This is a genomic window from Pseudomonas sp. NPDC089996, assembly GCF_044748405.1.
In the GTDB taxonomy this organism is placed as follows: domain Bacteria; phylum Pseudomonadota; class Gammaproteobacteria; order Pseudomonadales; family Pseudomonadaceae; genus Aquipseudomonas.
Map to the genome: position 1 here is coordinate 120,488 of NZ_JBIVGA010000006.1, position 22,537 is coordinate 143,024.

Sequence of the window (22,537 nt, forward strand, 5' to 3'; positions counted from 1 at the left end):
ATCTGGGGCCGCTTAGCGCCCCTTTCGCGACACAAGGCCGCTCCTACAGGGGACCGCGCTGAACCAAGGACAGAAAGGAGTCACCCATGGCCAAGCGTTCCCGCCCGGCAGCCTTCATCGACGACCCGCTGTGGTACAAGGACGCCGTGATCTACCAGCTGCACATCAAGTCGTTCTTCGATGCCAACAACGATGGCATCGGTGATTTCGCCGGCCTGATCAGCAAGCTCGACTACATCGCCGACCTGGGCGTAAACACCCTATGGCTGCTGCCGTTCTACCCCTCGCCAAGGCGTGACGACGGCTACGACATCGCCGCGTACAAAGCCGTGCACCCGGACTACGGCAGCATGGCCGATGCCCGCCGCTTCATCACCGAGGCACACAAGCGTGGCCTGCGGGTGATCACCGAGCTGGTCATCAACCACACCTCCGACCAGCACCCGTGGTTCCAGCGCGCCCGCCACGCCAAGCGCGGCAGCAAGGCGCGGGACTTCTACGTGTGGTCGGACGACGACCAGAAATACGACGGCACGCGGATCATCTTCCTCGACACCGAGAAGTCCAACTGGACCTGGGACCCGGTCGCCGGCCAGTACTTCTGGCACCGCTTCTACTCGCACCAGCCAGACCTCAACTTCGACAACCCGCAGGTGCTCAAGGCGGTGATCGGGGTGATGCGCTTCTGGCTCGACCTGGGCGTCGACGGCCTGCGCCTGGACGCCATCCCCTACCTGATCGAGCGCGACGGCACCAACAACGAGAACCTCCCCGAAACCCACACGGTGCTCAAGGCGATCCGCGCCGAGATCGACGCCAATTACCCCGACCGCATGCTGCTGGCCGAGGCCAACCAGTGGCCCGAGGACACCCGCCCGTACTTCGGCGAGGGTGATGGCGACGAATGCCACATGGCCTTTCACTTCCCGCTGATGCCACGCATGTACATGGCCCTGGCCATGGAAGACCGCTTCCCGATCACCGACATCTTGCGCCAGACCCCGGAAATCCCGGCCAACTGCCAATGGGCGATCTTCCTGCGCAACCACGATGAGCTGACCCTGGAGATGGTCACCGACCGCGAGCGCGATTACCTGTGGAACTACTACGCCGAAGACCGCCGCGCCCGCATCAACCTCGGCATTCGCCGGCGCCTGGCGCCGCTGCTGCAGCGTGACCGGCGGCGCATCGAACTGCTCACCAGCCTGCTGCTGTCGATGCCCGGCACGCCCACCCTGTATTACGGCGACGAGCTGGGCATGGGCGACAACATCTACCTCGGCGACCGCGATGGCGTGCGCACGCCGATGCAGTGGTCGCCGGACCGCAACGGCGGGTTCTCCCGCGCCGACCCGCAGCGCCTGGTGCTGCCGCCGATCATGGACCCGTTGTACGGCTACCAGACCGTCAACGTCGAAGCCCAGGCCCACGACCCGCACTCGCTGCTGAACTGGAACCGCCGCCTGCTGGCGGTGCGCCAGCAGCAGAAGGCCTTCGGCCGCGGCAGCCTGCGCACGCTGACGCCGAGTAACCGGCGCATTCTGGCGTACATCCGCGAGTACACCGACGAAGGCGGCAACACTGAAGTGATCCTCTGCGTCGCCAATGTTTCGCGCGCCGCCCAGGCCGCCGAGCTTGAACTGTCGCAGTATGCTGACAAAGTGCCGGTGGAGATGCTCGGTGGCAGCGCCTTCCCGCCGATCGGCCAATTGCCGTTCCTGCTGACCTTGCCGCCCTATGCCTTTTACTGGTTCCTGCTGGCTGCCCACGACCGGATGCCCAGCTGGCACATTCAAGCTACCGAGGGGTTGCCGGAATTGACCACATTAGTGCTGCGCAAACGCATGGAGGAACTGCTCGAATCTCCCTCCCGCGACACCCTGAACGACACGATCCTGCCGCAATACCTGCCCAAGCGCCGCTGGTTCGCCGGCAAGGAAGGCCCGATCGACCAGGTGCGCCTGCGCTATGGCGTGCGCTTCGGTACCGCGACCACGCCGGTGCTGCTCAGCGAGATCGAAGTGCTCAGCGACGGGGTGGCCAACCAGTACCAGCTGCCGTTCGGCCTGCTACCCGAAGAGCAGATCAATACCGCACTGCCGCAGCAGCTGGCGCTTTCGCGGGTACGCCGTGGCCGCCAGGTTGGGCTGATCACCGACGCCTTCGTCCTCGAACCGTTCATCCGTGCGGTATTGCGTGCCTGCCAGGATGGCATGCGGTTGCCATGCGGCAACGGCCAGGGCGAGCTGCGCTTCGAGTGCACGCCTCAACTGGCCGGCCTTGAGCTGAACGAGGCAAGTGAAGTGCGCTACCTCAGCGCCGAGCAGTCCAATAGCTCGGTGGTGATTGACGACCGCGTGGTGCTCAAGCTGATTCGCCGGGTCAACCCGGGCATTCACCCTGAGCTGGAAATGAGCGCCTACCTCACCGCCGCTGGCTTCGCCAACATCTCGCCGCTGCTGGCCTGGGTCAGCCGCGTTGACGAGCAAGGTGCGCCACACCTGCTGATGATTGCCCAGGGCTACCTGAGCAATCAGGGCGATGCCTGGGCCTGGACCCAGAACACCCTGGAACGGGCCATCCGCGATGAGATGGAGCCGATCAGCATCGACGCCGAAGCGCACACCGACGCGCTGGCCGAGCTCAACGGCTTCGCCGCCTTGCTTGGCCAGCGCTTGGGCGAGATGCACCTGTTGCTGGCGGCGCCGACCCGCGACGAAGCGTTCACGCCACGCCCAAGCGATGCCGACGACAGCCAACGCTGGGGCACGCAGATCAGCGCCGAACTGAACCGTGCCCTCGACCTGCTGGCCCAGCACCGCGAACACCTCGACACCGACAGCCAGGCCCTGGTGGATGACCTGCAACAGCAGCGCGACGGCCTTGCCCAGCACATCGCCACACTCGCCGAGCAGGCCCAGGGCGGCCTGCTGATGCGGGTGCATGGCGATCTGCACCTGGGGCAGGTGCTGGTGGTGCAGGGCGATGCCTACCTGATCGATTTCGAGGGCGAACCGGCCCGCCCGCTGGACGAGCGCCGGGCGAAACATAGCCCGTACAAGGATGTCAGCGGCGTGTTGCGATCCTTCGACTATGCTGCTGCGATGATTCTGCGCAGCGCGTCTGCCGTGGACCTTTCCGACCCGGCGCGGCAAGCCCGGCAACGGGTTGCCCGGCAGTACCTGCACCAGTCGCGGCATGCTTTCGTCGAAGCCTATGGCCTGGCCACCGCCGCCATGCCTCACGCCTGGCAACAGGCCGAAGGCGAGCGCGCCGCACTGGAGTTGTTCTGCCTGGAAAAAGCCGCCTACGAAATCACATACGAAGCCGAGAACCGTCCGAGTTGGCTGGCCGTGCCCTTGCATGGCCTGCATGGACTGATCAGTACCTGGGGAGAGTCAGAATGAACGTTTCAACGCGTGATAACGGTGGCCTTCGGCAACGGGACCTGGATGCCCTGGCCCGCGCCGAGCACGCCGATCCTTTTGCCGTACTGGGTCTCCATGCTGACGGGCAGGGAGGCGTACACGTCCGTGCCTTCCTGCCCAATGCGCTGAACGTGCGGGTGCTGGCCCGCCATGATGGGCGTACCCTCGCCGAAATGGTGCAGGGCAGCTTGCCCGGCCTGTTCAGCGCGCACCTCGATGAGGCGCAACCGTACCTGCTGCAGATCGGCTGGGCCGGTGGCGAGCAAGTGACCGAAGACCCTTACAGCTTTGGCCCGCAGTTGGGTGATATGGACCTCTACCTGTTCGCCGAGGGCAACCATCGCGATTTGTCCGGGCGCTTTGGCGCCCAGCCGACCCAGGTAGACGGCATCGATGGCGTGTGCTTTTCGGTGTGGGCACCCAATGCCCGACGGGTATCGGTGGTGGGTGACTTCAACAATTGGGATGGCCGCCGCCACCCCATGCGGCTGCGTCACAGCGCCGGGGTGTGGGAGCTGTTCGTGCCGCGCCTGGGCGTGGGCGAAACCTACAAGTTCGAAGTGCTCGGCAAGGACGGCATATTGCCGCTCAAAGCCGACCCGCTGGCCCGCGCCACCGAGCTGCCGCCGAGCACGGCGTCGAAGGTGGCCGGCGAGCTGAACCACGACTGGCACGACCACGACTGGATGGCGCACCGCGCCCAGCGCCACGCCTACAGCGCGCCGTTGTCGATCTACGAGCTGCACCCAGGCTCCTGGCAATGCGAGCTCGACGAACTGGGCGAAGTGTCGCGCTACTACAACTGGCGCGAGCTGGCCGAGCGCCTGGTGCCTTACGTGCAACAGCTGGGCTTCACCCACATCGAACTGCTGCCGATCATGGAGCACCCGTTCGGTGGCTCCTGGGGCTACCAGCCCCTGTCGATGTTCGCGCCGACCTCGCGCTACGGCACCCCTGAAGACTTCGCCGCCTTCATAGATGCCTGCCACCAGGGCGGCATCGGTGTGATCCTCGATTGGGTGCCCGCGCATTTCCCCACCGATGAACATGGCCTGGCGCGGTTCGACGGCACCGCGCTGTACGAGTACGACAACCCGCTGGAAGGCTACCACCAGGACTGGAACACGCTGATCTACAACCTCGGCCGCAACGAAGTGCGCGGTTTCATGCTGGCCTCGGCGCTGCACTGGCTCAAGCACTTCCATATCGACGGCCTGCGCGTCGATGCGGTGGCGTCGATGCTGTACCGCGACTACTCGCGCAAGGCCGGTGAGTGGGTGCCCAACCGCCACGGTGGGCGTGAGAACCTCGAGGCCATCGACTTCATCCGTCATCTCAATGGCGTCGCCGCCGTCGAGGCGCCGGGCGCGCTGATCATCGCCGAAGAATCCACCGCCTGGCCGGGCGTGAGCCAGCCGACCCAGCAGGGCGGCCTGGGCTTTGCCTACAAGTGGAACATGGGCTGGATGCACGACACCTTGCATTACATCCAGAACGACCCAGTGCACCGCACCCATCACCACAACGAGATGAGTTTCGGCCTGATCTACGCTTACTCCGAGCATTTCATCCTGCCGATCTCCCACGACGAAGTGGTGCACGGCAAGCATTCGCTGATCGACAAGATGCCTGGCGACCGCTGGCAGAAGTTCGCCAACCTGCGCGCCTACCTGACCTTCATGTGGACCCACCCAGGCAAGAAGCTGCTGTTCATGGGTTGTGAGTTCGGCCAGTGGCGCGAGTGGAACCACGATCACCAGCTGGACTGGTACCTGCTGCAGTACCCCGAGCACCAGGGTGTGCAGCGCCTGGTGGGTGACCTCAACCGGCTGTACCGCGAGCTGCCGGCGCTGCACGAGCAGGACTGTCAGCCCCAGGGCTTCCAGTGGCTGATCGGTGATGATGCGCACAACAGCGTGTATGCCTGGTTGCGCTGGAGCAGCCAGGGCGAGCCGCTGCTGGTGGTGGCCAACTTCACCCCGGTGCCGCGCGAGGGCTACCGGATTGGCGTGCCGTTCGGCGAGCGCTGGCAGGAGTTGCTCAACAGCGATGCCGGGTTGTATGCCGGGTCGAACGTCGGCAACCTGGGGGCGGTGGAGAGCGAAGAGATGGCCAGCCATGGGCAGCCGCTGTCATTGGCCCTGAACCTGCCGCCGTTGGGTGTGCTGGTGATGAAACCGGCTTGAGATTGCTGGGGCCGCTGTGCGGCCCTTTCGCGACACAAGGCCGCTCCTACAAGGGAACGCGGTCCCTGCAGGAGCGGCCTTGTGTCGCGAAAGGGTCGCACAGCGGCCCCAAAATGGCACAGGCCTACCACCGCATCCGCACCCCAAGGCTGCCAATCAGCCCGTTGATGTCATTGCCATCCACATCACTGCTGTAATCGGCACTGACAAACAGCGCCACCGAAGGCGTCACCCGCGCCACCAACCCCAGGCCCAACTCCACCGTGGTCGAATAACGCGAGCTGGAAATCTTGTCGACCTGGTCCAGCTTCACCTCGCTACTGTCGCTGAAGTCATACCAGACGTTGGTCCGCACATACGGCTCGATCGGCATGCCCTTCACATCGTAGCGCCCGGACAACTTGGCACCGACCCGGCCGCTCCAGCTGGGCTGGCTGTCGAAGGCCTGCAAGGTCTCTTCCTGCACCTGGCTGCCCGGGAAGAACTGCTGGTTGATCAACTGCGCCTGGGGCTCGATGACCCAACTTCCGCCCAGGCGGATCGGGTAACCACCCTCCACCGAAAAGGTCATTGCGTGGCCGCTGTCATCCAGGCGCTGGCCGCTGTCGCCACGGCCCATCACTTCGATGCGCGAGCCCATGGCCACGGCGTCCAGGTGCCAGCCTTGTTCGTGGGTCATGCTCCAGTACACCCCCAGGCTCTCGCCGCTGAGGTTGACCGCGTTGCGCTGCTTGTCACCCAGCAGCGGCCGCACACCGTTGAAGCTGCTCTGCAGGTTGTTGTGCCCCACGAAGATCCCCGCACGGTGCACGTTGCCATCGGCGGTTTCACGCACGAACAGGTCCGGGCCGATCATCAGTTGCTGGCTGGGCGCTTCCAACTGGTCCGGCGCCCGCGCGCCGGGCTGCGGTACGCTGCCAGGAAAGAACTGCGCCCACTGGCTGCCTACCAGGTCGGGTACTACCGGGCTGTGCCGCTCGCCCATTTTCTCGCTGAAGGCGTTCAGCGTTCCGAGGTTTACCCCGCTGGCAGTGACCGGGTCGAGCGATAGCGTCGGCACCGTCGGTTGTTGCAGGTAATTGGGAGAGATCGGATCTTCCTGCAGTTCGAACGCGAAAGTTTCCACCGGGGTTGCCAGAAGCATCGACGTGGAAACCGCGTAGAAAATACGATCGAAGCGCAAGGGGTTCGAGGTTCTTTTCATGGCGGATCTCCTCTGGTTTTTTTGTTGTAAAGCCCAAGGACCTGGCCTGTTGTCACGAGCTCTACGGCAAAAACAGAGGGCGACTCAAACCAGCACGCCAGCTTTCGCAAGCGCGCACAAAGGCGCGAGCTAGAGGCCCGGCGCGAGTATTAACATCTCGTGGTACTGTTCAGCTAAGGAGAGACCGGCGCCTGCGTCAAGAAAGCGTGAAAGGCCCGTTCAAGCGCCGTGGTTGAGGTTAACCCGTTGATTATCCGAGTTAATGGCTCGGGCATAGCGAGCTTCGCTATTTCTGCGCCACTGGCTATGCCGAATCATTGCTAGAGCCTGACTTCAACGGCCAGCGGCAGATGGTCAGAAAGGTGCGTCCAAGGCTTGTGCCCCAGAATCTGCGGCGCATGGCTATCGGCGTTGCGCAGGTAGATGCGGTCCAGGCGCAGCAGCGGCAGGCGGGCCGGATAAGTGCGGGCCAACAGCCCGTGGTGGCGCTCGAAAGCCTCGTGCAGGTCGCGCTGCCGGCGCAGGGCGCGGTTACCGTGTTGCTGCCAGTCGTTGAAGTCGCCGGCGATGATCACCGGCGCATCGCCCGGCAGCGCATCGAGCAACTGGCGCAGCAGTTGCAGCTGCTTCTGCCGATGGCTTTCCAGCAGCGACAGGTGCACGCAGATAGCATGCACCTTGTGCTCGCCAGGGACGTCGAGCACGCAGTGCAGCAAGCCGCGCCGCTCGGGGCCGGTGATCGAGACGTCGAGGTTGCGGTGTTCGATGATCGGGTATTTGGACAGCAGTGCATTGCCATGGTGGCCGTCGGGGTAGACCGCGTTGCGACCGTAGGCGAAGTCGCTCCACATGCTGTCGGCAAGGAACTCGTACTGCGAGGTCTGTGGCCAGCCGGGGTAGCGCGCGGCATGCCGGTCATGGCTGCCGAGCACTTCCTGGAGAAACACGATATCGGCCTGGGTGCTGCGCACCGCCTCGCGCAGCTCAGGCAGGATGAAGCGCCGGTTGAAGGCGGTAAACCCCTTGTGTGTATTCACCGTCAGCACCCGCAGCCTTTTCACCGGCGGGGCCTGGCGGGTGCTGGCGAAATCCGTGCTGCCGGCTTCGAGGTTCACGGCTACTCCTGAAATGTTGTTGCTCCCACAAGTGACCGCCTTCGATCTGGGGGGTTCAGTCTTCCTCGCGCTGCAGCACCATCAGCAGCAATGACCGCCCTTTGACCTCGAAGGTGCTGTCGAACTGCAGGTGTTGCGGTTTGCGCATTTCTGGCCGGTCGGTGTCGACCAGGCAGCTCCAGTAGTCGCCTTCCGGCACAGTCGGCAGCAGGAACGGCACCACGTCATGGTGCGCATTGACGATCAGCAGCATGGTCGCTTCCGCGCCTGGCCGTGCAATGCCGCTGACCTGGGCCCGACCATCGATCAGCATGCCCAGGCAGCGTCCGTGCGGGTCTTCCCACTGTTCCACGCTCATCTCGTTGCCATCTGGCGCCAGCCAGGTCACGTCCTTGACTCCGATCGCTTCGTTGTAGTCGCCGACCAGGAAGCGCGAACGGCGCAATACCGGGTAGGCCAGGCGCAGGCGGGTCAGGCGCTTGACGAAGGCCAGCAGCTCCTTGCCTTGGTCGTCCAGGTCCCAGTTGACCCAGCCGATCTCGCTGTCCTGGCAGTAGGCGTTGTTGTTGCCGTGCTGGGTGCGGCTGAACTCGTCGCCGGCGACGATCATCGGCGTGCCCTGGGCGAGCAGCAGGGTCGCGAAATAGTTGCGCATCTGGCGCATGCGCAGGGCGTTGACCTGGGGGTCGTCGGTGGGGCCTTCGACGCCGCAGTTCCACGACAGGTTGTTGTCTGTGCCGTCCTGGTTGTTCTCGTCATTGTCTTCATTGTGCTTGCTGTTGTAAGACACCAGGTCGCGCAGGGTGAAGCCATCGTGGGCGGTGATGAAGTTGACCGAGGAATACGGCCGGCGCCCGCGGTTGTTGAACATGTCGCCCGAGGCGGTCAGGCGCGCGGCAAAGTCGGCCAGCTGGCCCTCGTCGCCTTTCCAGAAGGCCCGCGCGGTGTCGCGGAAGCGGTCGTTCCACTCGGCCCAGCCGGGCGCGAAATTGCCCACCTGGTAGCCGCCAGGGCCGCAGTCCCAAGGTTCGGCGATCAGCTTGACCTGGCTGAGCATCGGGTCCTGGCGGCAGGCGACGAGGAAACCGTGGCGCTCGCTGTAGCCGTCGTGGTAGCGGCCGAGGATCGTCGCCAGGTCGAAGCGGAAGCCGTCGACGTGCATTTCGCCCGCCCAGTAGCGCAGCGAGTCGGTGACCAGCTGCAGCACGCACGGGTGGCTGAGGTCGAGCGTGTTGCCGGTTCCGGAATCGTTGATGTAGTAGCGCTTGTCGTCGGGCATCAGGCGATAGTACGAGGCGTTGTCGATGCCGCGCATCGACAGGGTCGGGCCACGCTCGTTGCCTTCGGCGGTGTGGTTGTAGACCACGTCGAGGATCACCTCCAGGCCGGCGTCGTGCAGGTGCGCGACCATCTCCTTGAACTCGGCGATCTTGCCGCTGGCCAGGTAGCGCGGGTGCGGCGCGAAGAAGGCGATGCTGTTGTAGCCCCAGTAGTTGTTCAGGCCCTTGTCCAGCAGGTGTTGGTCGTTGACGAAGGCGTGGATCGGCAACAGCTCGATGCTCGACACGCCCAGGTCCTTGATGTGCTTGAGCAGCTCGTCGTTGGCCAGGCCCGCGAAGGTACCCCGCAGCTCCTCCGGCACGGCCGGGTGGCGCATGCTGATGCCGCGGGCATGGGCCTCGTAGATGATCGTGCGTTCCCAGGGGATCAGCACACGCTGGTCGCGGCCCCAGGTGAAGGCCGGGTCGATGACCTTGCACTTGGGCACGAAGGGCGCGCTGTCGCGTTCATCGAACGACAGGTCGCCGTCGGGGTGGCCGATGGTGTAGCCGAACAGCGCTTCGGACCATTTCAGGCTGCCGACCAGCTGTTTGGCATAGGGGTCGATCAGCAATTTGTTGGGGTTGAAGCGGTGGCCGTTTTCCGGCTCGCAAGGGCCATATACACGGTAGCCATAGACCAGCCCGGGATGCGCGTCGGGCAGGTAACCATGGTAGATCTCGTCGGTGTACTCGGGCAGTTCGATGCGCTCGATTTCCTGCTCGCCGGTGGAGTCGAACAGGCACAGTTCGACCTTGGTGGCGTTGGCCGAGAACAGCGCGAAGTTGACGCCCAGGCCGTCCCAGGTGGCGCCGAGTGGGAAAGGCATGCCTTCGCGGATGCGCGACGGGGCGACGGAGCGGGTTTTCTTTGGGGTGCGCGGGCTCATGGCGGTCCTCGATTGGCCGAATGGGAGAGAAGGTATGGATGCCTGCCAGGGCCCCTTCGCGGGTAAACCCGCTTCCACAAGGATTGCACCCGCCTCAAGCACAGCGCATTACCTGTGGGAGCGGGTTTACCCGCGAAAGGGCCGGTACAGGCTTAGCCCACCGTCGGCTTCTTCACCGCTCTGGGCTTCTTGGCGGCAGGCGTTTTTGCCGCCGGCAGGGCAGTTACCTTGGGCTCGGCAGGCGCCTTGGGCTTGGCCGGCGCCCGCTTGCGCGGTTCGGCCTTGGGCGCAAGCGCCTCGGCTTCGGCGAGCTTGCGGGCCATGTCCCAATGGCGTTCTTCTTGTCCCTCCGGCTTACCCTCCGATTCCCAGATCTGGTAAGCAAACTCGCGGACTCGTTTTTCTTCGACACTCATCACGACGCTCCTGAAGGCTATGCATGTTCAATCAACAGGTTGACTGGAAATTGCGACAGAACCGCGCTCAACATCAGCTCTCTTGTAGGGCTGACAGCGGCCGTGCCAAAAAGTCCAGTCCAAGTGGCAGGCGACAAGGCAAACGGCAGGGTCACCCGGGTATCGTCCCAGTTCTGTGCCGGGATCAAGGGTGTGGCAGCGCTGCCGAGCAAACTGCTCGCCAGGCGTGGGGCAATGACGATGGCGCGCTCGTCTTCACCCAGGCGGGCGAAGGCGATGACCTGGTCGGCATGCCGGCCTTGCACGGTCAGTGGCTGGTACGCACCCCGACGGAACAGCTCGGCGTGGGCCTGGCGGCAGTCCAGCACCCGGGCGATCAGGGCTTGCTTGACGCGGCCGTCGCGCCAGTGCACCAGCAGCTCGTCGGGCGTGCTGGCATCGTCCAGGGTGCGGCGCCTGCAAGCGTAGTCCACGGCGCGGCGGTTGTCGGGGTCGACCAGGCTGAAATCCCAGTATTCGTTGCCCTGATACAGGTCGGGCACGCCCGGCACGGTCAAGCGCAGCAAGGTCTGGACCAGGGCATTGAGGGCGCCGGGGCAGGTGATCAGCTGGGCGGCATCGGCCAGCGACTGGCGCAGTTGCTGGTTTTCCCGATCCAGCAGCAGGCCATCGACATAAGCGGCGCAGGCGGCCTCGTACGCTTCGTTCGGCGCGCTCCAGCTGCTGCGCAGCTTGGCTTCGCGCAGGGCCTTCTGCTGCCATTGGCGGATGCGCTCGGCGTACTGGCGCAGTGCATTGTCGTCGTGCAGGTCGAGGCTCAGTGGCCAGCTGCCCAGCAACGTCTGCCACAGCAGCAGCTCGTCGCCGGGGCTTGGCGCCGGGCCGTCGTCCAGCTGTTCGCGCAGCGGTTCGGCCAGCTCGCGCCAGTGCTCTACGCGGCTGGCGAACCAGGGGCCACGCTCACTTAGCACGGCCAGGCGCGCGCGGGTGTCTTCGCCACGCTTGTGGTCGTGGGTGGCGGTGGCCAGCAGGTTGTCGGGGAAGTCGCGCAGACGGCGCTGGGCTTCATTGTGGAAGTGCTCGCTGCCGGCGCTGAAACGCTCGGCCTCGAAGCCCACATCGTTGCGCGACAACAGCCGCGCCGAGCGGTAGAACGCCGTGTCTTCCACGGCCTTGGCGGCGCTGGGCGCAGTGAGCTGCTGGAAGCGCACGCAGGCATGGCGCAGGTGCTTGCGCGGCTTGCCGGGTGGCATCCGGCGCCAAGGCTGACCACCGAGCCATTGCTCCAGCTGTTCGAGCAGTGGCCAGTCGGCTTCGGCCAGGTCCTGGCGGGCATTGGTCAAGGCCTGCTGGAAGAAACGTTCGTCTTCGGCGGGTCGCCCGCAGGCGTTGAAGTAGGTGCGGTAGACGGGGTAGTGCGCAACCAGCGCCTGCAACGCGCGGCGGATAGCACCAAGGGTCAGGTCGCGGGTCATCAGGTCGTCGCGGGCGACCTGCAGCAGGGCCTGGGCCACCGACTCGCAGTCACCGGCCAGGCTGGCATTGAGCACCAGGTGGCGCGCCAGGCGCACCTCCTCGGGAAAGTCCGGGCGCTCGCTGACCGTGGCCCACAACTCGGTCAGTGGCACTTCACCGGCCGGGTCGTGTTGCAGCAGCGAGACCTGGTTCATGAACTCGTAGCCGGTGGTGCCGTCGGTGAGCCAGTCGCGGTGCAGGTGTTCGTCGGCACCGAGGATTTTCTCGACGTAGATCGGCAGGTGTTCCAGCGCAGCCTGCAACGGACGCCTGGCGAGCAGGCTGTCGACCCGGCGGCGCAGTTTGCGGCAATAGCCACGTGGGTCGGCCAGGCCGTCGATGTGGTCGATGCGCAGGCCATCCACCAAGCCCCGCTCGATCAGTTCGAACAGCTTGGCGTGGGTCGCTTCGAACACCACCGAACGCTCCACGCGCAGGCCGCCCAGTTCATTGATGTCGAAAAAGCGCCGCCAGTTGATGTCATCGGCCGCGGTGCGCCAGCTGGCCAGGCGGTAGGTCTGGCGTTCGAGCAGCAGGTGCAGGCGCTTGAGGCCGTTTTCGCTGCGGCTGTCGAAGGCGATCAAGGCTGACTCAAGGTCCGCGCCTTCACGCACCAGGCGCGCCAGTTCGGCGTGCAGGGGCAGGGCGTCGGCCAGCGGATCGGGCGCGTCGCCCAGGGTGGTGAAATGCTCGGCCAGGGCCTGCAGCGCGGGCTCGGGGCTTTGGGCCAGGATCCAGCCATAGTCCGCCGGGCAGATCGGGAAGCGGTGCTGGTAGTGGGCAATCTGCAATAGCCCCGCCTGCGGGTCGAACTGCAACGGAATCTCGCCACTTTTCAGCGCCGTGCCATAGTCGCTGCCCAGGAACGGCAACAGCAACTGCCCGGCCAGCAGCGGGTCGCTGGAGTGCCACTGGATGTCGAAGAACTCCGCATAGGGGCTGCGCCGGCCCCAGGCCAGCAGGCTCTGCCACCAGGGGTTGTCGGCGCCGCCCACAGCCATGTGGTTGGATACCGTGTCCAGGATCAGCCCCATGCCATGCTGGCGCAGCGCGGCCACCAGCCGCTGCAACGCTGCCTCGCCGCCCAGCTCAGGGTTGACGCAGGTCGGGTCGACCACGTCATAACCGTGACGCGAGCCGGCGCGGGCCTTGAGGATGGGTGAGGCATACAGGTGGCTGATGCCCAGCTGGGCGAAATACGGCACCAGTGGCACCGCGTCATCCAGGCTGAAGTCGCTGTGAAATTGCAGGCGCAGGGTCGCGGTCAACGGCTTCATTGGTCACGCTCCCAGGCTTGCTCACGGGCTTGGGCCAGCAGCTCCAGGCGCCGTGCGGCGTCTTCGTCGTCGAGCAGTGCGCGCGCCGGCGTGGCGAAGCGTCGGCGCCAGTTGGGGTGACCGCTGGTGGTACCGGGCAGGTTGGGCTGCTCGTCGCTGCCGAGCAGGTCCTCCAGTGGGATCAGCACCAACGGCGCGCGGGTGTGGCCGACGTAGCGGATGGCGGCATCGATCAAGGCGTCGTTGTCCTTTTGCGGGCCGTAGTTGGCTTCCAGGGTGCGGCGCAGGCCTTCGCGTTCCTTCTGCCGTTCGTGGCGCCAGTGCAGTTCGGTGGCGGCGTCGATCAGCTGCAGGCGCTGGCTCCAGTCGATGTCGCGGCTTTGCAGCCAGCCGGCCAGCGGTGCCAGGTCGTGGGTGCCGGTGGTGGCCAGGGCGTCGTCCGGCCAGTCGAGGATCGCCTTGAACTGGCCGGGCTGGGTCTGCTCGAACGGCAGCACGCGCATGCCCAGCACGGCCTTGGCTGCCAGCTGTTCGCGCAGGCCTTCGGGCACGGTGCCGAGGTCTTCGCCGAGGATGATCGCCTGGTGGCGCACTGACTCCAGGGCCAGCAGGCGCAGCAGGTCCTCGACCGGGTAGTTGAGGTAGGCGCCTTCGTCGGGCTTGCAGCCACGGGGAATCAGCCACAGCCGGCGCAGGCCCATCACATGGTCGATGCGCAGGCCGCCGGCATGGGCCAGGTTGGCCCGCAGCATCTCGATGAAGGCGCGGTAGCCATTGCGCTTGAGGCCCTCGGGGGAAAAGGCGCAGATGCCCCAGTCCTGCCCCGAGCGGTTGAGAATGTCGGGCGGCGCGCCGACCTTGAGGTCGGCCAGCAGCTCGTCCTGGCGGCTCCAGGCCTGGCTGCCGGCGCCGTCGGCGCCCACCGCCAGGTCGGCGATCAGGCCGACCGCCATGCCGCTGCTGCGTGCGGCGTGATGGGCACGTTGCAGGCTGCGTTCGGTCAGCCACTGGCAGAAGGCGTGAAACTCGACCTTGGCCGGGTAGGCGTTGGCGAAGGCTTCGACCTCCGGGTGGTACGGGTCGTGCCAGGCGCTGGGCCAGTTCCGCCAGTCGGCGCCCAGGCCATGCTCGACGGCTTGCGCCTGCAGCACCTCGAAGCGGCAGTGGTGTTCCAGGGCCTGGCCGCGGGCCTGGCAGAAGCTGTCGAAGTCCTTTCGCAGGGGGTGGTCGGCCTGGCTGAAATCCTGGTACAGCGCTTCAAGCAGGCGCAGGCGCGCATCGGCGGCGCGCGGCCAGTCCACCAGCGGGCGTTGTTCCAGGTCTTCGAGCACCTGTTCCAGGCCGCACGCCTCGATAGCCATGCGCACGGCACGCTCGCCCAGCAGCGCGGCGGGGCTGGCGTACAGGGTGTTGAGCAGCAGGCGGCTGGACGGTGAGTAAGGGCTGTAGTGTTGCTGGTCGATGGCCGACAGGGCATGGATCGGGCTGATCGCCAGGGCATCGGCGCCGCGTTCGGCAGCGCTGCGCGCCAGTTGCTCCAGCGCCAGGCAGTCGCCAAAGCCGCCATCGCCGCTGCGCCGCAGGCTGTAAAGCTGCACGGCCAGGCCCCAGCAGCGTGGTGGGGGTTCGGCGACAGCGTCATCCAGGCTGTAGCAGCGCGGCGGTGCCACGGCGAGGGTGAAGCTGCGGTCGTTGATCTGCAGCAGGTGGTAGCCGACCGGCAGGCCCCCGGGCAAGTTGCCCTGGGCGTCGAGTGTCAGGTATTGCAGGCGGTTGCTTTCCAGCGTGCAGCGCACTGCGCTGCCAGGCGGGAAGTAGCGCTGCAGGGGCAACGGCTGATCAAGGTCGGCGGTGAGCAGCGGGGGCAGGTGCTCGGCGTCTTCGGCGGCCTCGACGGCGCGCAGGCTGGCCTGGATGGCAGGTTCGTCGTTGGCGGGGTGGCCCAGGCCGTCGAGGACCTTGCGCAGGACCTCGTCGCTGACCTGCTGCGGCCGGTTGTTGGCGTCGATCCAGTCGCGGGCCAACCCGACGCGGGCGGCCAGTCGGTGCAAGGCGGTTTCGCTCATGGGCGCTCCTGGCCGGGTGACAACAGGCTGACCACACAGCTATGGGCGGACAGCGCGGTATCGGGGTGGGTGGTGTCGCTGCTGTCGAACAGGCGCCATTGCACGGCGGGCAGTTCGACCGCCTGGGGCGTGGCGGCCAGGTTCAGGTCGATGCGCAGGGTGCTGCCGTCGCCCAGCTGCCAGCGCGCGGTGAGCGCCTTGTCGCCCAGCACCTCGGCGCCCAGTGCGCGGCTGCCGGGCAGGTGGGGGATGACGTGGCGCTGGCGCAGATCGAGCAGCTGGTGGTAAAGGCCGTGCCAGCCGGCGATGACTTCCTGGGTGTGCGGGCGCGATGCCTCGAAGGTCTTCTCGGCATTGGGGTCGGGTATGTGCTCGCGCTGTTCGGGGTCGGCGAAGGCCTTGAAGTGGGCGAATTCGCCGCGCCGGCCCTCGCGCACGGCATCGGCCAGTTCGTCATGGAAATCGGTGAAGAACAGGAACGGCCGGCAGCTGCCGTCGTCATCGCCCATGAACAGCAACGGGATCATCGGTGCCAGCAACAACAGGCCGGTGGCCGCCCGCAAGGCCGACGGCGGGCACAGGCGGGTCAGGCGCTCGCCCAGGGCACGGTTGCCGATCTGGTCATGGTTCTGCAGGAACAGTACGAATGCGCTGGGTGCCAGGTGCCCGCTGGGTTCGCCGCGTGGCGTGCCGTGTCGGTTGGCCTGGCCCTGGAAGACGAAGCCCTCGGACAGGCAGCGCGCCAGCTTGTCGATGGGCTTTTCCTGGTAGTCGGCGTAATAGCCTTCGGTTTCCCCGGTCAGCAGCACGTGCAAGGCATTGTGGCCATCGTCGTTCCACTGGGCATCGAAACCCTGTTCGAGCAACGAGGCCTGGTTGTGTTCGTTCTCCAGCACCAGCCAGACCTGCCGGCCGGGCTCGACCGCGGCGCGCACCCGCTGAGCCAGCTCGACGAGGAAGTCAGGCTGGTCGATGGCGTGCACGGCATCCAGGCGCAGGCCGTCGCAGCGGTAGTCGCACAGCCACATCAGGGCGTTCTGGATGAAGTACTCGCGCACCTCGCGGCGGCGAAAATCGATCGCCGCGCCCCAGGGCGTCTGGCGGTCTTCGCGGAAGAACGGGCTGGCGTACTGGTGCAGGTAATTGCCGTCCGGGCCGAAGTGGTTGTAGACCACATCCACCAGCACCATCAGCCCCTGGCCGTGGGCGCGGTCCACCAGTGCGCACAACTGCTCGGGGCTGCCGTAGGTGTGCTGCGGTGCATAGGGCAGCACGCCGTCATAGCCCCAGTTGCGCTCGCCGGGGAACTGGCCCAGCGGCATCAGTTCGACGGCACTGATGCCCAGCTCGGCCAGCCTCGGCAAATGCCGGGCTACCCCCTGGTAGCCTTCGAGCACACCGACGTGCAGCTCCTGAATCACCGCTTCGTGCCACGGCCGGCCTTGCCAGGGGTGCTGCCAGTCGTAGGCGCTGACGTCCACCACCTGGCTCGGCCCGTGCACGCCCTCGGGCTGGTAGCGCGATGCCGGGTCGGCCACCTGCAGTTCGCCGTCGATACGAAAGTGATAGCGGTCGCCGGCCTGGCATGGGGCAACCCCCGTGTACCAGCCGTCGTCTTCGGCCAGCAGCTCGATGGCCGGCTGCTGCTCCAGTTCCAAGCTCACGCTGCGCGCATCTGGCGCCCACAGGGCGAAGCGCGCCGACGTGGCGTCCAGCAGGTGTGCGCCATGCCTGTGCATCTTCGAACCTCGCTTAGTAGTGGCTCAATTGCGTCTGCTTGACCAGGTCCTCGTAAAGGCGCGCATAGGGTTCCACCGCCTGGCACCAGTTGAAGGGCTGGGTCATCGACAGGCAGCGCATGGCGTTGAGCAGGTCCTTCTTGCCGTAGGTATAGAAGGCGCGGCTCAGCGCTTCGCGGTAGCTGTCGACGGTCGATTCATCGAACAGGAAACCGGTGACGCCGTTCTCGATGGTATCGGCCAGGCCACCGGTGTTGCGTGCCACCGGCAGCGAGCCGAAGCGCTGGGCGTACATCTGGCTCAGGCCGCAGGGCTCGTAGCGCGAGGGCATCAGCAGGAAGTCGCTGCCGGCGAACATGCGCCGGGCGTCGGTTTCGTTGAAGCCGATACGCACGCCGATTCGCCCTGGATAGCGCAGGGCCAGTTCGCGCATGGCCTGTTCTTCTTCAGGTTCGCCACGGCCGATGATCGCAATCTGCCCGCCTTGCTCGACGATGTAATCGGCCACGCCAAGGGTGAGGTCCAGGCCCTTCTGGTACACCAGCCGCGAGACCACGGCGAACAGCGGCCCGTCGGACGGCTCCAGTTCGAACAGTTTGCGCACTTCGCAGGCATTGCGTGCCTTGCCGTCCCAGTCGTTGATGCTGAAGTTGTGCTGCAGATGCGTGTCGGTGGCCGAGTCCCAGCTTTCGTCGATGCCGTTGGGGATGCCGCCGAGCAGGCCTTGCTGGGCCTTGCTGGCAAGAAAACCATGCAGGCCGCAGCCGAATTCCGGGGTGGTGATTTCCTGGGCGTAGGTGGCGCTGACGGTGGTGATGTGGCTGGAGTAGGCCAGGCCCGCCTTGAGGAATGACAGCTTGCCGTAGAATTCCATGCCTTCCTGTTGCATGGCATGGTCGGGGATCGCCAGCTCCGGGCTGCAGCCACGGCTGTAGACGCCCTGGTAGGCAAGGTTGTGGATGGTGAACAGGGTCGGCGTGTTCAGCCCGCGCCAGTGCATGTAGGCCGGCGCCAGGCCGGCAGGCCAGTCGTGGGCATGCACCACTTCAGGCTTCCAGTGGATCATGCCTTCGCCTGCGGCGATTTCTGCTGCAGCCAGGCCCAGGCGAGCGAAGCGGATATGGTTGTCGGGCCAGTCGCGACCGTTGTTGGCACCATAGGGCGTGCCGTCGCGCTGGTACAGCTCCGGGCATATCAGCACGTAGATGACCAGGCCGTCGGGCAGGTCCATGCGGCCGATCTTGCAGGGTGGCAGCGCTGCATGGCCGCCGAGTTCGCCGACAATGTGGATGGGGTTGTCGCTTTCCATCACCTGCGGGTAACCCGGGATCAATACCCGAACATCGTGCAAGTGCGCCAGAGCACGCGGCAATGCCGCCGACACGTCACCCAGGCCGCCCGTCTTGACCAGGTCGGCAATCTCCGAGGTGACGAACAGGATCTTGCGCTTGTTCGGGTTGTGCTGGCGCTGGGCGCCGGGTGTCGTGCCTGCCTTGGCGAAGTCCGGGGTGAGCGGCTCGCGGTTTTCCGGTTTGAATGAATCTGCGTGAGGCTCGACAGCGGCACTGATCATACTTCTCTCCGTCCCTATGCTTGGTCGGGTGCTGGCACCCGTTGCGATCTTTCGTGTTGGTCTCTCTGAATTCTGTAGTTGCGTAAAGCTATCCATGCCCCGGAGTCGTGCGCGCAGGCACAACGCGATCGGCATTCCGGCCGATGGCGATTGGACTGATTGGGGTTGGGCAGGCCCAGCGCGGGAAGTCCCTTTGCGTTTGGCCTACTTAGTTGCTGACCCGCCACCATTTCCAAAAGTTCGACTTTTTTACGTCGCTCTTCCACTGAGCAAATGACGGGCCGAAACCTGAGTGTAGGAGAGCTGGAGATAAAAAGGTGACCCACTGGTCACTTTCGTTATGAGGCGAGATAGACGCAAACGTTGGCGTGTGTGACTGGATGTGAAACGGTGTGTTCGAGGGTGGGGCGAAGGGAGTTTTGCAGTGCGCTACAGAGCGGCGAGCGACGTTTCCGCGCACTCATATGGTGCATCTGTTCCGGCCCCTTCGCGGGCACGCCCGCTCCCACAGAATGGCGCAGGCTTCGAAGGTGGCGCTGTACCAGTGGGAGCGGGCGTGCCCGCGAAGAGGCCGGAACAGGAGACCTAGAACCGCCGGGTACTGATCAATTCATCCAGCACGCGGGTCGGCACGCGAAAGGGTATCGACATGTGATCTTCCCCAGGTTCGACCTGGAAATCACTGCGCAACCCATACTGCGACAAAGCCTCAAGGCGCCGCTGCAACGCTCGCGCATCCTGGATCTCCTGGGGCATCTCGCGGTCCCCGATCAATAGCGTCAGGCTGCTGTGGGTCAGATCCAGCTCCCCGGCATGCGCCTTTTTGACGAACGCCCGCTCAGGGGCCATCAAGTAACGGTCACGCCACCACAGGCTCGGGCTGATGGCGATCACATGCTGGAACAGCTGCGGCCGGGTGAACAGGGTGTAGACCCCGAACATGCCGCCAAACGAATGCCCGACCAGGCTGCGCTGGTCCTGGTCGACCTTGAAGCGCGCATCGACCTTCGGCATCAGGCGTTTTTCGATGAAATCGAGAAACAGGTCCTGGCCGCCTTGCGGCGGTGTGTTGCGCTCGGCCGGTTGTGGCGGCGACAGGTCGAAGGCACGGCGCTCGAAGTCCAGCGGTGTGTCGCTCGGGTAGCCGATGGCGACGAGGATCGAACCGCGCAGTCGATCCTGAGCGCGCTTGGCAGCATGGAAGGCCGGGAAGTAGGCGTTACCGTCGAGCAGGTAGATCACCGGGTAGCCGCCGGTCCACGGCACGTCGCCTTCCGGCAGGCTGACCATGATCCTGTACTCGCGCCCCTCGGCGCTTTTCATCATCCATTGTTCGGTGCCGTCCAGGGTCACCGGTGCGGCATGGGCCAGGTTACCGAGCAGCAAAATGCTCAGCCAGACCAACAGTGTGCGCATCATCGGCTCCTTACCAGCGATAGCTCAGGCTGGTGACCACGCTGCGCGCTTCACCCCGGTAGCAATAGCCTTGCTGACAGTTGATATAGCGTTTGTCGAACAGGTTGCGGGCGTTCAACGCCAGGCGCACACCGTCCAGGCTGCCGCCGAAGTCGTAGTGCACACCGGCGTCGACCAGGGTGTAGGCCTCATTCTTCACGGTGTTCTGCGCGTCGCCATAGTTACTGCCGGTGTAGCGGGCACCGCCGGACACCCCCAGGCCCATCGGCAGGCGGTAGTCGAGCCACAGCGAGGCGAGGTGACGCGGCACGTTGAGTGGCTGCTTGCCTTCATTGCCGTCATTGCTCTTGGTCACTTCGGGGTCGTTGAAGCTGTAGCTCGCGGTCATCTTCAGGCGGTCGCTGAGGTCGGACACCGCCTCCAGCTCCAGGCCCTTGGAAACCTGCTCGGCGGTGGGGATGCTGTTGATCGGGTTGGCGAGGTCGCGGGTCAGCACGTTCTTCTGGGTGAGGTGGTACAGCGAGGCGGTGAGCATCGTCGCAGTGCCGGGCGGCTGGTATTTCAGGCCCACTTCATACTGCTCGCCTTCCGTGGGCTTGTAGGCACCGGTGCCGCTTTGCGGCTGGAACGAAGTGGCATAGCTGGCGTACGGGGCCAGGCCATTGTCGAACAGATAGAGCACGCCGACCGAGCCGGTGGTGGCCGAGTCGTTGCGTTTGCTGTTGATACCGCTGAGGTTGTCGCTGCGGCGCACATGCACGAAATCACGGCGCAGGCCTGCCGACAGGCGCCAGCGGTCGAGGTCGATCTGGTCCTGCAGGTACAGGCCGGTGCGTTGTTCCAGGCCGTCTTCGTCAGCCAGCGGCGTGCCGGGCTTGGCCACCGGTTGGTGGTAGTCCGGGGCGAACCGGTCGATCGACGGCGCCGGGCCGCTGGCATATAGAAGTGAGGTGTCGATCCAGCCATAGTCCACGCCAGTGAGCAGGGTGTGATGCAGCGCGCCGGTGTCGAAGCGGCTGACCAGGCGGGTGTCGGCCGACAGCGTCGCCATGTCCTCATATACGCCTACGGCATAGCGGTCGAGGATGTGCCCCTCGCGCTCCTGATAAGGCTGCAGGTATTGGTTGGTGGTGTCGACCTGGCCGTAGCGCAGGTTCTGCTGGAAGCTGAACGTGTCGTTGAAGGTGTGTTCGAACTCGTAGCCGAAGGTCCATTGACGTTGCTGCAGCTTGTCGAAGTATTCGTCGCCCTGCCAGAAGTTGGTCAGGTGATCGCCTTGTTGGTAGAGCATCGGCGAGGCGGCGGTTTCACGTTCCTGGTATTGCGCCAGCAGGGTCAGGCTGGTGTCGGGGTCGATCTGCCAGGTCAGTGAGGGGGCGATCAGGCGTACATCGTTGTTCAGCTGCTCGATGTAGTTTTCCGCATCGCGGTACACACCGACCAGGCGGTACAGCACATCTCCCGACTCATCCAGCTTGCCGCCCAGATCGAACTGGCCTTGCTGGTGGTCGTAGTTGCCGGCCTGCACCTGCACTTCGTTCTTCGCCTGCAAACTCGGGCGCTTGCTTACCCGGTTGACCATGCCGCCGGGGCTGATCTGCCCGTACATCACCGACGACGGGCCCTTGAGCACCTCAATGCGTTCCAGGTTGTAGGCCTCGGTCTGGTACAGCGACAGCCAGCCGCTGCCAGGCTGTCGCAGGCCGTCGAGGAAGTCGGCGCCGATGGTGGTCTCGAAGCCACGGATGCTGATCATGTCGAAGCGTGGGTCCAGGCCCGAGGCACCGACCCGCACGCCGGCGGTGTAGGCCACGGCATCCTCGACACGGTCGACCTTGCGGTCGGCGATCTGGTCGGCGGTCACCACGCTGATGCTCTGTGCGGTTTCCAGGATCGGCCGGTCGGTCTTGGTGGCGCTGCTGGCGTTGCTGGCGAAGTAGCCTTGTACCGGGGCGAAGGCGCTTTGCCCGGCGCTGGCGTCGATGCTGGTCGGGTCCAGTTGCATGCCGGTTTCGCTGCGCGCGGGAAGCACCACGAAACCGGCGCTGGTCTTGTGCAGTTCCAGGCCGCTGCCGCGCAGCAGCTGCGTGAGGCCATCCTCCACCGACCCGCCGCCGGCCAGGCCGGGGCTGGTCAGGCCTTCAACGGCTTCAGGCGAGAACGACAAGGTAATGCCGGCGCGCTCGGCGAAGGTGCTCAAGGCTTGCCCCAACGGGCCCGCCGGAATGCTTGGGGCAGTCGCTGTGGCGGCCTGCACGCCAGTGGCGAGCAGGGTCAGCGCCAGGCACACGGCACGGGACAGGGGACGGGAGGGCAACGGCAGGTTGACAGGCAACATGGAGCGGTCCATTCAGGGAGTGATTACCCCTAACCGGATGAAACGGCAAAGTCCG

At 65.3% G+C, this 22,537-nt stretch carries 12 protein-coding genes; 2 read left to right on the forward strand and 10 right to left on the reverse strand.

Annotation, left to right across the window (positions count from 1 at the left end; translation table 11 throughout):
* Positions 1 to 86: 86 nt before the first annotated feature.
* Both treS and glgB read left to right on the forward strand, forming a co-directional pair.
* Positions 87 to 3,407, forward strand: a complete 3,321-nt coding sequence (treS, locus tag ACIPW4_RS12460) for a maltose alpha-D-glucosyltransferase (RefSeq protein WP_400658199.1) — start codon at positions 87 to 89, stop codon at positions 3,405 to 3,407.
* The gene (glgB, locus tag ACIPW4_RS12465) at positions 3,404 to 5,614 is read left to right on the forward strand and encodes a 1,4-alpha-glucan branching protein GlgB (protein WP_400658201.1); all 2,211 of its coding nucleotides are present in this window, start codon (positions 3,404 to 3,406) and stop codon (positions 5,612 to 5,614) included. Before treS ends, glgB begins: the two co-directional genes overlap by 4 nt.
* Positions 5,615 to 5,738: 124 nt before the next feature.
* Here glgB and ACIPW4_RS12470 read toward each other — a convergent pair whose 3' ends face one another.
* From ACIPW4_RS12470 to ACIPW4_RS12515, 10 genes are all read right to left on the reverse strand, one after another.
* Positions 5,739 to 6,818 carry an autotransporter domain-containing protein gene (locus tag ACIPW4_RS12470; RefSeq protein ID WP_400658203.1) on the reverse strand — a complete coding sequence of 360 codons (1,080 nt, stop codon included), beginning with the start codon at positions 6,816 to 6,818 and terminating at the stop codon, positions 5,739 to 5,741.
* Between the two features lie 320 nt (positions 6,819 to 7,138).
* Positions 7,139 to 7,933 carry an endonuclease/exonuclease/phosphatase family protein gene (locus ACIPW4_RS12475; RefSeq protein WP_400658205.1) on the reverse strand — a complete coding sequence of 265 codons (795 nt, stop codon included), beginning with the start codon at positions 7,931 to 7,933 and terminating at the stop codon, positions 7,139 to 7,141.
* A 55-nt stretch (positions 7,934 to 7,988) separates the two neighbouring features.
* The gene (glgX, locus tag ACIPW4_RS12480; protein WP_400658207.1) at positions 7,989 to 10,142 is read right to left on the reverse strand and encodes a glycogen debranching protein GlgX; all 2,154 of its coding nucleotides are present in this window, start codon (positions 10,140 to 10,142) and stop codon (positions 7,989 to 7,991) included.
* A 152-nt stretch (positions 10,143 to 10,294) separates the two neighbouring features.
* Positions 10,295 to 10,561: a DUF2934 domain-containing protein gene (locus tag ACIPW4_RS12485; RefSeq protein ID WP_400658209.1), complete on the reverse strand. Its 267-nt coding sequence runs from the start codon at positions 10,559 to 10,561 to the stop codon at positions 10,295 to 10,297.
* Between the two features lie 14 nt (positions 10,562 to 10,575).
* A complete protein-coding gene (locus ACIPW4_RS12490; protein ID WP_400658211.1) occupies positions 10,576 to 13,350 on the reverse strand; it encodes a malto-oligosyltrehalose synthase in 2,775 nt (924 codons plus the stop codon).
* Positions 13,347 to 15,416: a 4-alpha-glucanotransferase gene (malQ, locus tag ACIPW4_RS12495; protein WP_400658212.1), complete on the reverse strand. Its 2,070-nt coding sequence runs from the start codon at positions 15,414 to 15,416 to the stop codon at positions 13,347 to 13,349. The genes ACIPW4_RS12490 and malQ overlap by 4 nt, the downstream gene beginning before the upstream one ends.
* A complete protein-coding gene (gene treZ, locus ACIPW4_RS12500; RefSeq protein ID WP_400658214.1) occupies positions 15,413 to 17,155 on the reverse strand; it encodes a malto-oligosyltrehalose trehalohydrolase in 1,743 nt (580 codons plus the stop codon). Before treZ ends, malQ begins: the two co-directional genes overlap by 4 nt.
* A gap of 13 nt (positions 17,156 to 17,168) precedes the next feature.
* Positions 17,169 to 18,728 carry a glycogen synthase GlgA gene (glgA, locus tag ACIPW4_RS12505; protein WP_400658215.1) on the reverse strand — a complete coding sequence of 520 codons (1,560 nt, stop codon included), beginning with the start codon at positions 18,726 to 18,728 and terminating at the stop codon, positions 17,169 to 17,171.
* 585 nt (positions 18,729 to 19,313) lie between these two features.
* Positions 19,314 to 20,144, reverse strand: coding sequence for an alpha/beta hydrolase (locus tag ACIPW4_RS12510; RefSeq protein WP_400658217.1), 831 nt, complete (start codon positions 20,142 to 20,144; stop codon positions 19,314 to 19,316).
* Positions 20,145 to 20,154: 10 nt separating this feature from the next.
* Positions 20,155 to 22,482, reverse strand: coding sequence for a TonB-dependent siderophore receptor (locus ACIPW4_RS12515; protein ID WP_400658219.1), 2,328 nt, complete (start codon positions 22,480 to 22,482; stop codon positions 20,155 to 20,157).
* Positions 22,483 to 22,537: the final 55 nt, after the last annotated feature.

What these genes read in the sequence shown, in the direction of transcription:
- treS (WP_400658199.1), top strand. Translation starts at nt 87, where the DNA reads ATGGCCAAGCGTTCCCGCCCGGCAGCCTTCATCGACGACCCGCTGTGG.
- glgB (WP_400658201.1), top strand. Translation starts at nt 3,404, where the DNA reads ATGAACGTTTCAACGCGTGATAACGGTGGCCTTCGGCAACGGGACCTG.
- ACIPW4_RS12470 (WP_400658203.1), bottom strand. Translation starts at nt 6,818, where the DNA reads ATGAAAAGAACCTCGAACCCCTTGCGCTTCGATCGTATTTTCTACGCG.
- glgX (WP_400658207.1), bottom strand. Translation starts at nt 10,142, where the DNA reads ATGAGCCCGCGCACCCCAAAGAAAACCCGCTCCGTCGCCCCGTCGCGC.
- ACIPW4_RS12490 (WP_400658211.1), bottom strand. Translation starts at nt 13,350, where the DNA reads ATGAAGCCGTTGACCGCGACCCTGCGCCTGCAATTTCACAGCGACTTC.
- malQ (WP_400658212.1), bottom strand. Translation starts at nt 15,416, where the DNA reads ATGAGCGAAACCGCCTTGCACCGACTGGCCGCCCGCGTCGGGTTGGCC.
- treZ (WP_400658214.1), bottom strand. Translation starts at nt 17,155, where the DNA reads ATGCACAGGCATGGCGCACACCTGCTGGACGCCACGTCGGCGCGCTTC.
- glgA (WP_400658215.1), bottom strand. Translation starts at nt 18,728, where the DNA reads ATGATCAGTGCCGCTGTCGAGCCTCACGCAGATTCATTCAAACCGGAA.
- ACIPW4_RS12510 (WP_400658217.1), bottom strand. Translation starts at nt 20,144, where the DNA reads ATGCGCACACTGTTGGTCTGGCTGAGCATTTTGCTGCTCGGTAACCTG.
- ACIPW4_RS12515 (WP_400658219.1), bottom strand. Translation starts at nt 22,482, where the DNA reads ATGTTGCCTGTCAACCTGCCGTTGCCCTCCCGTCCCCTGTCCCGTGCC.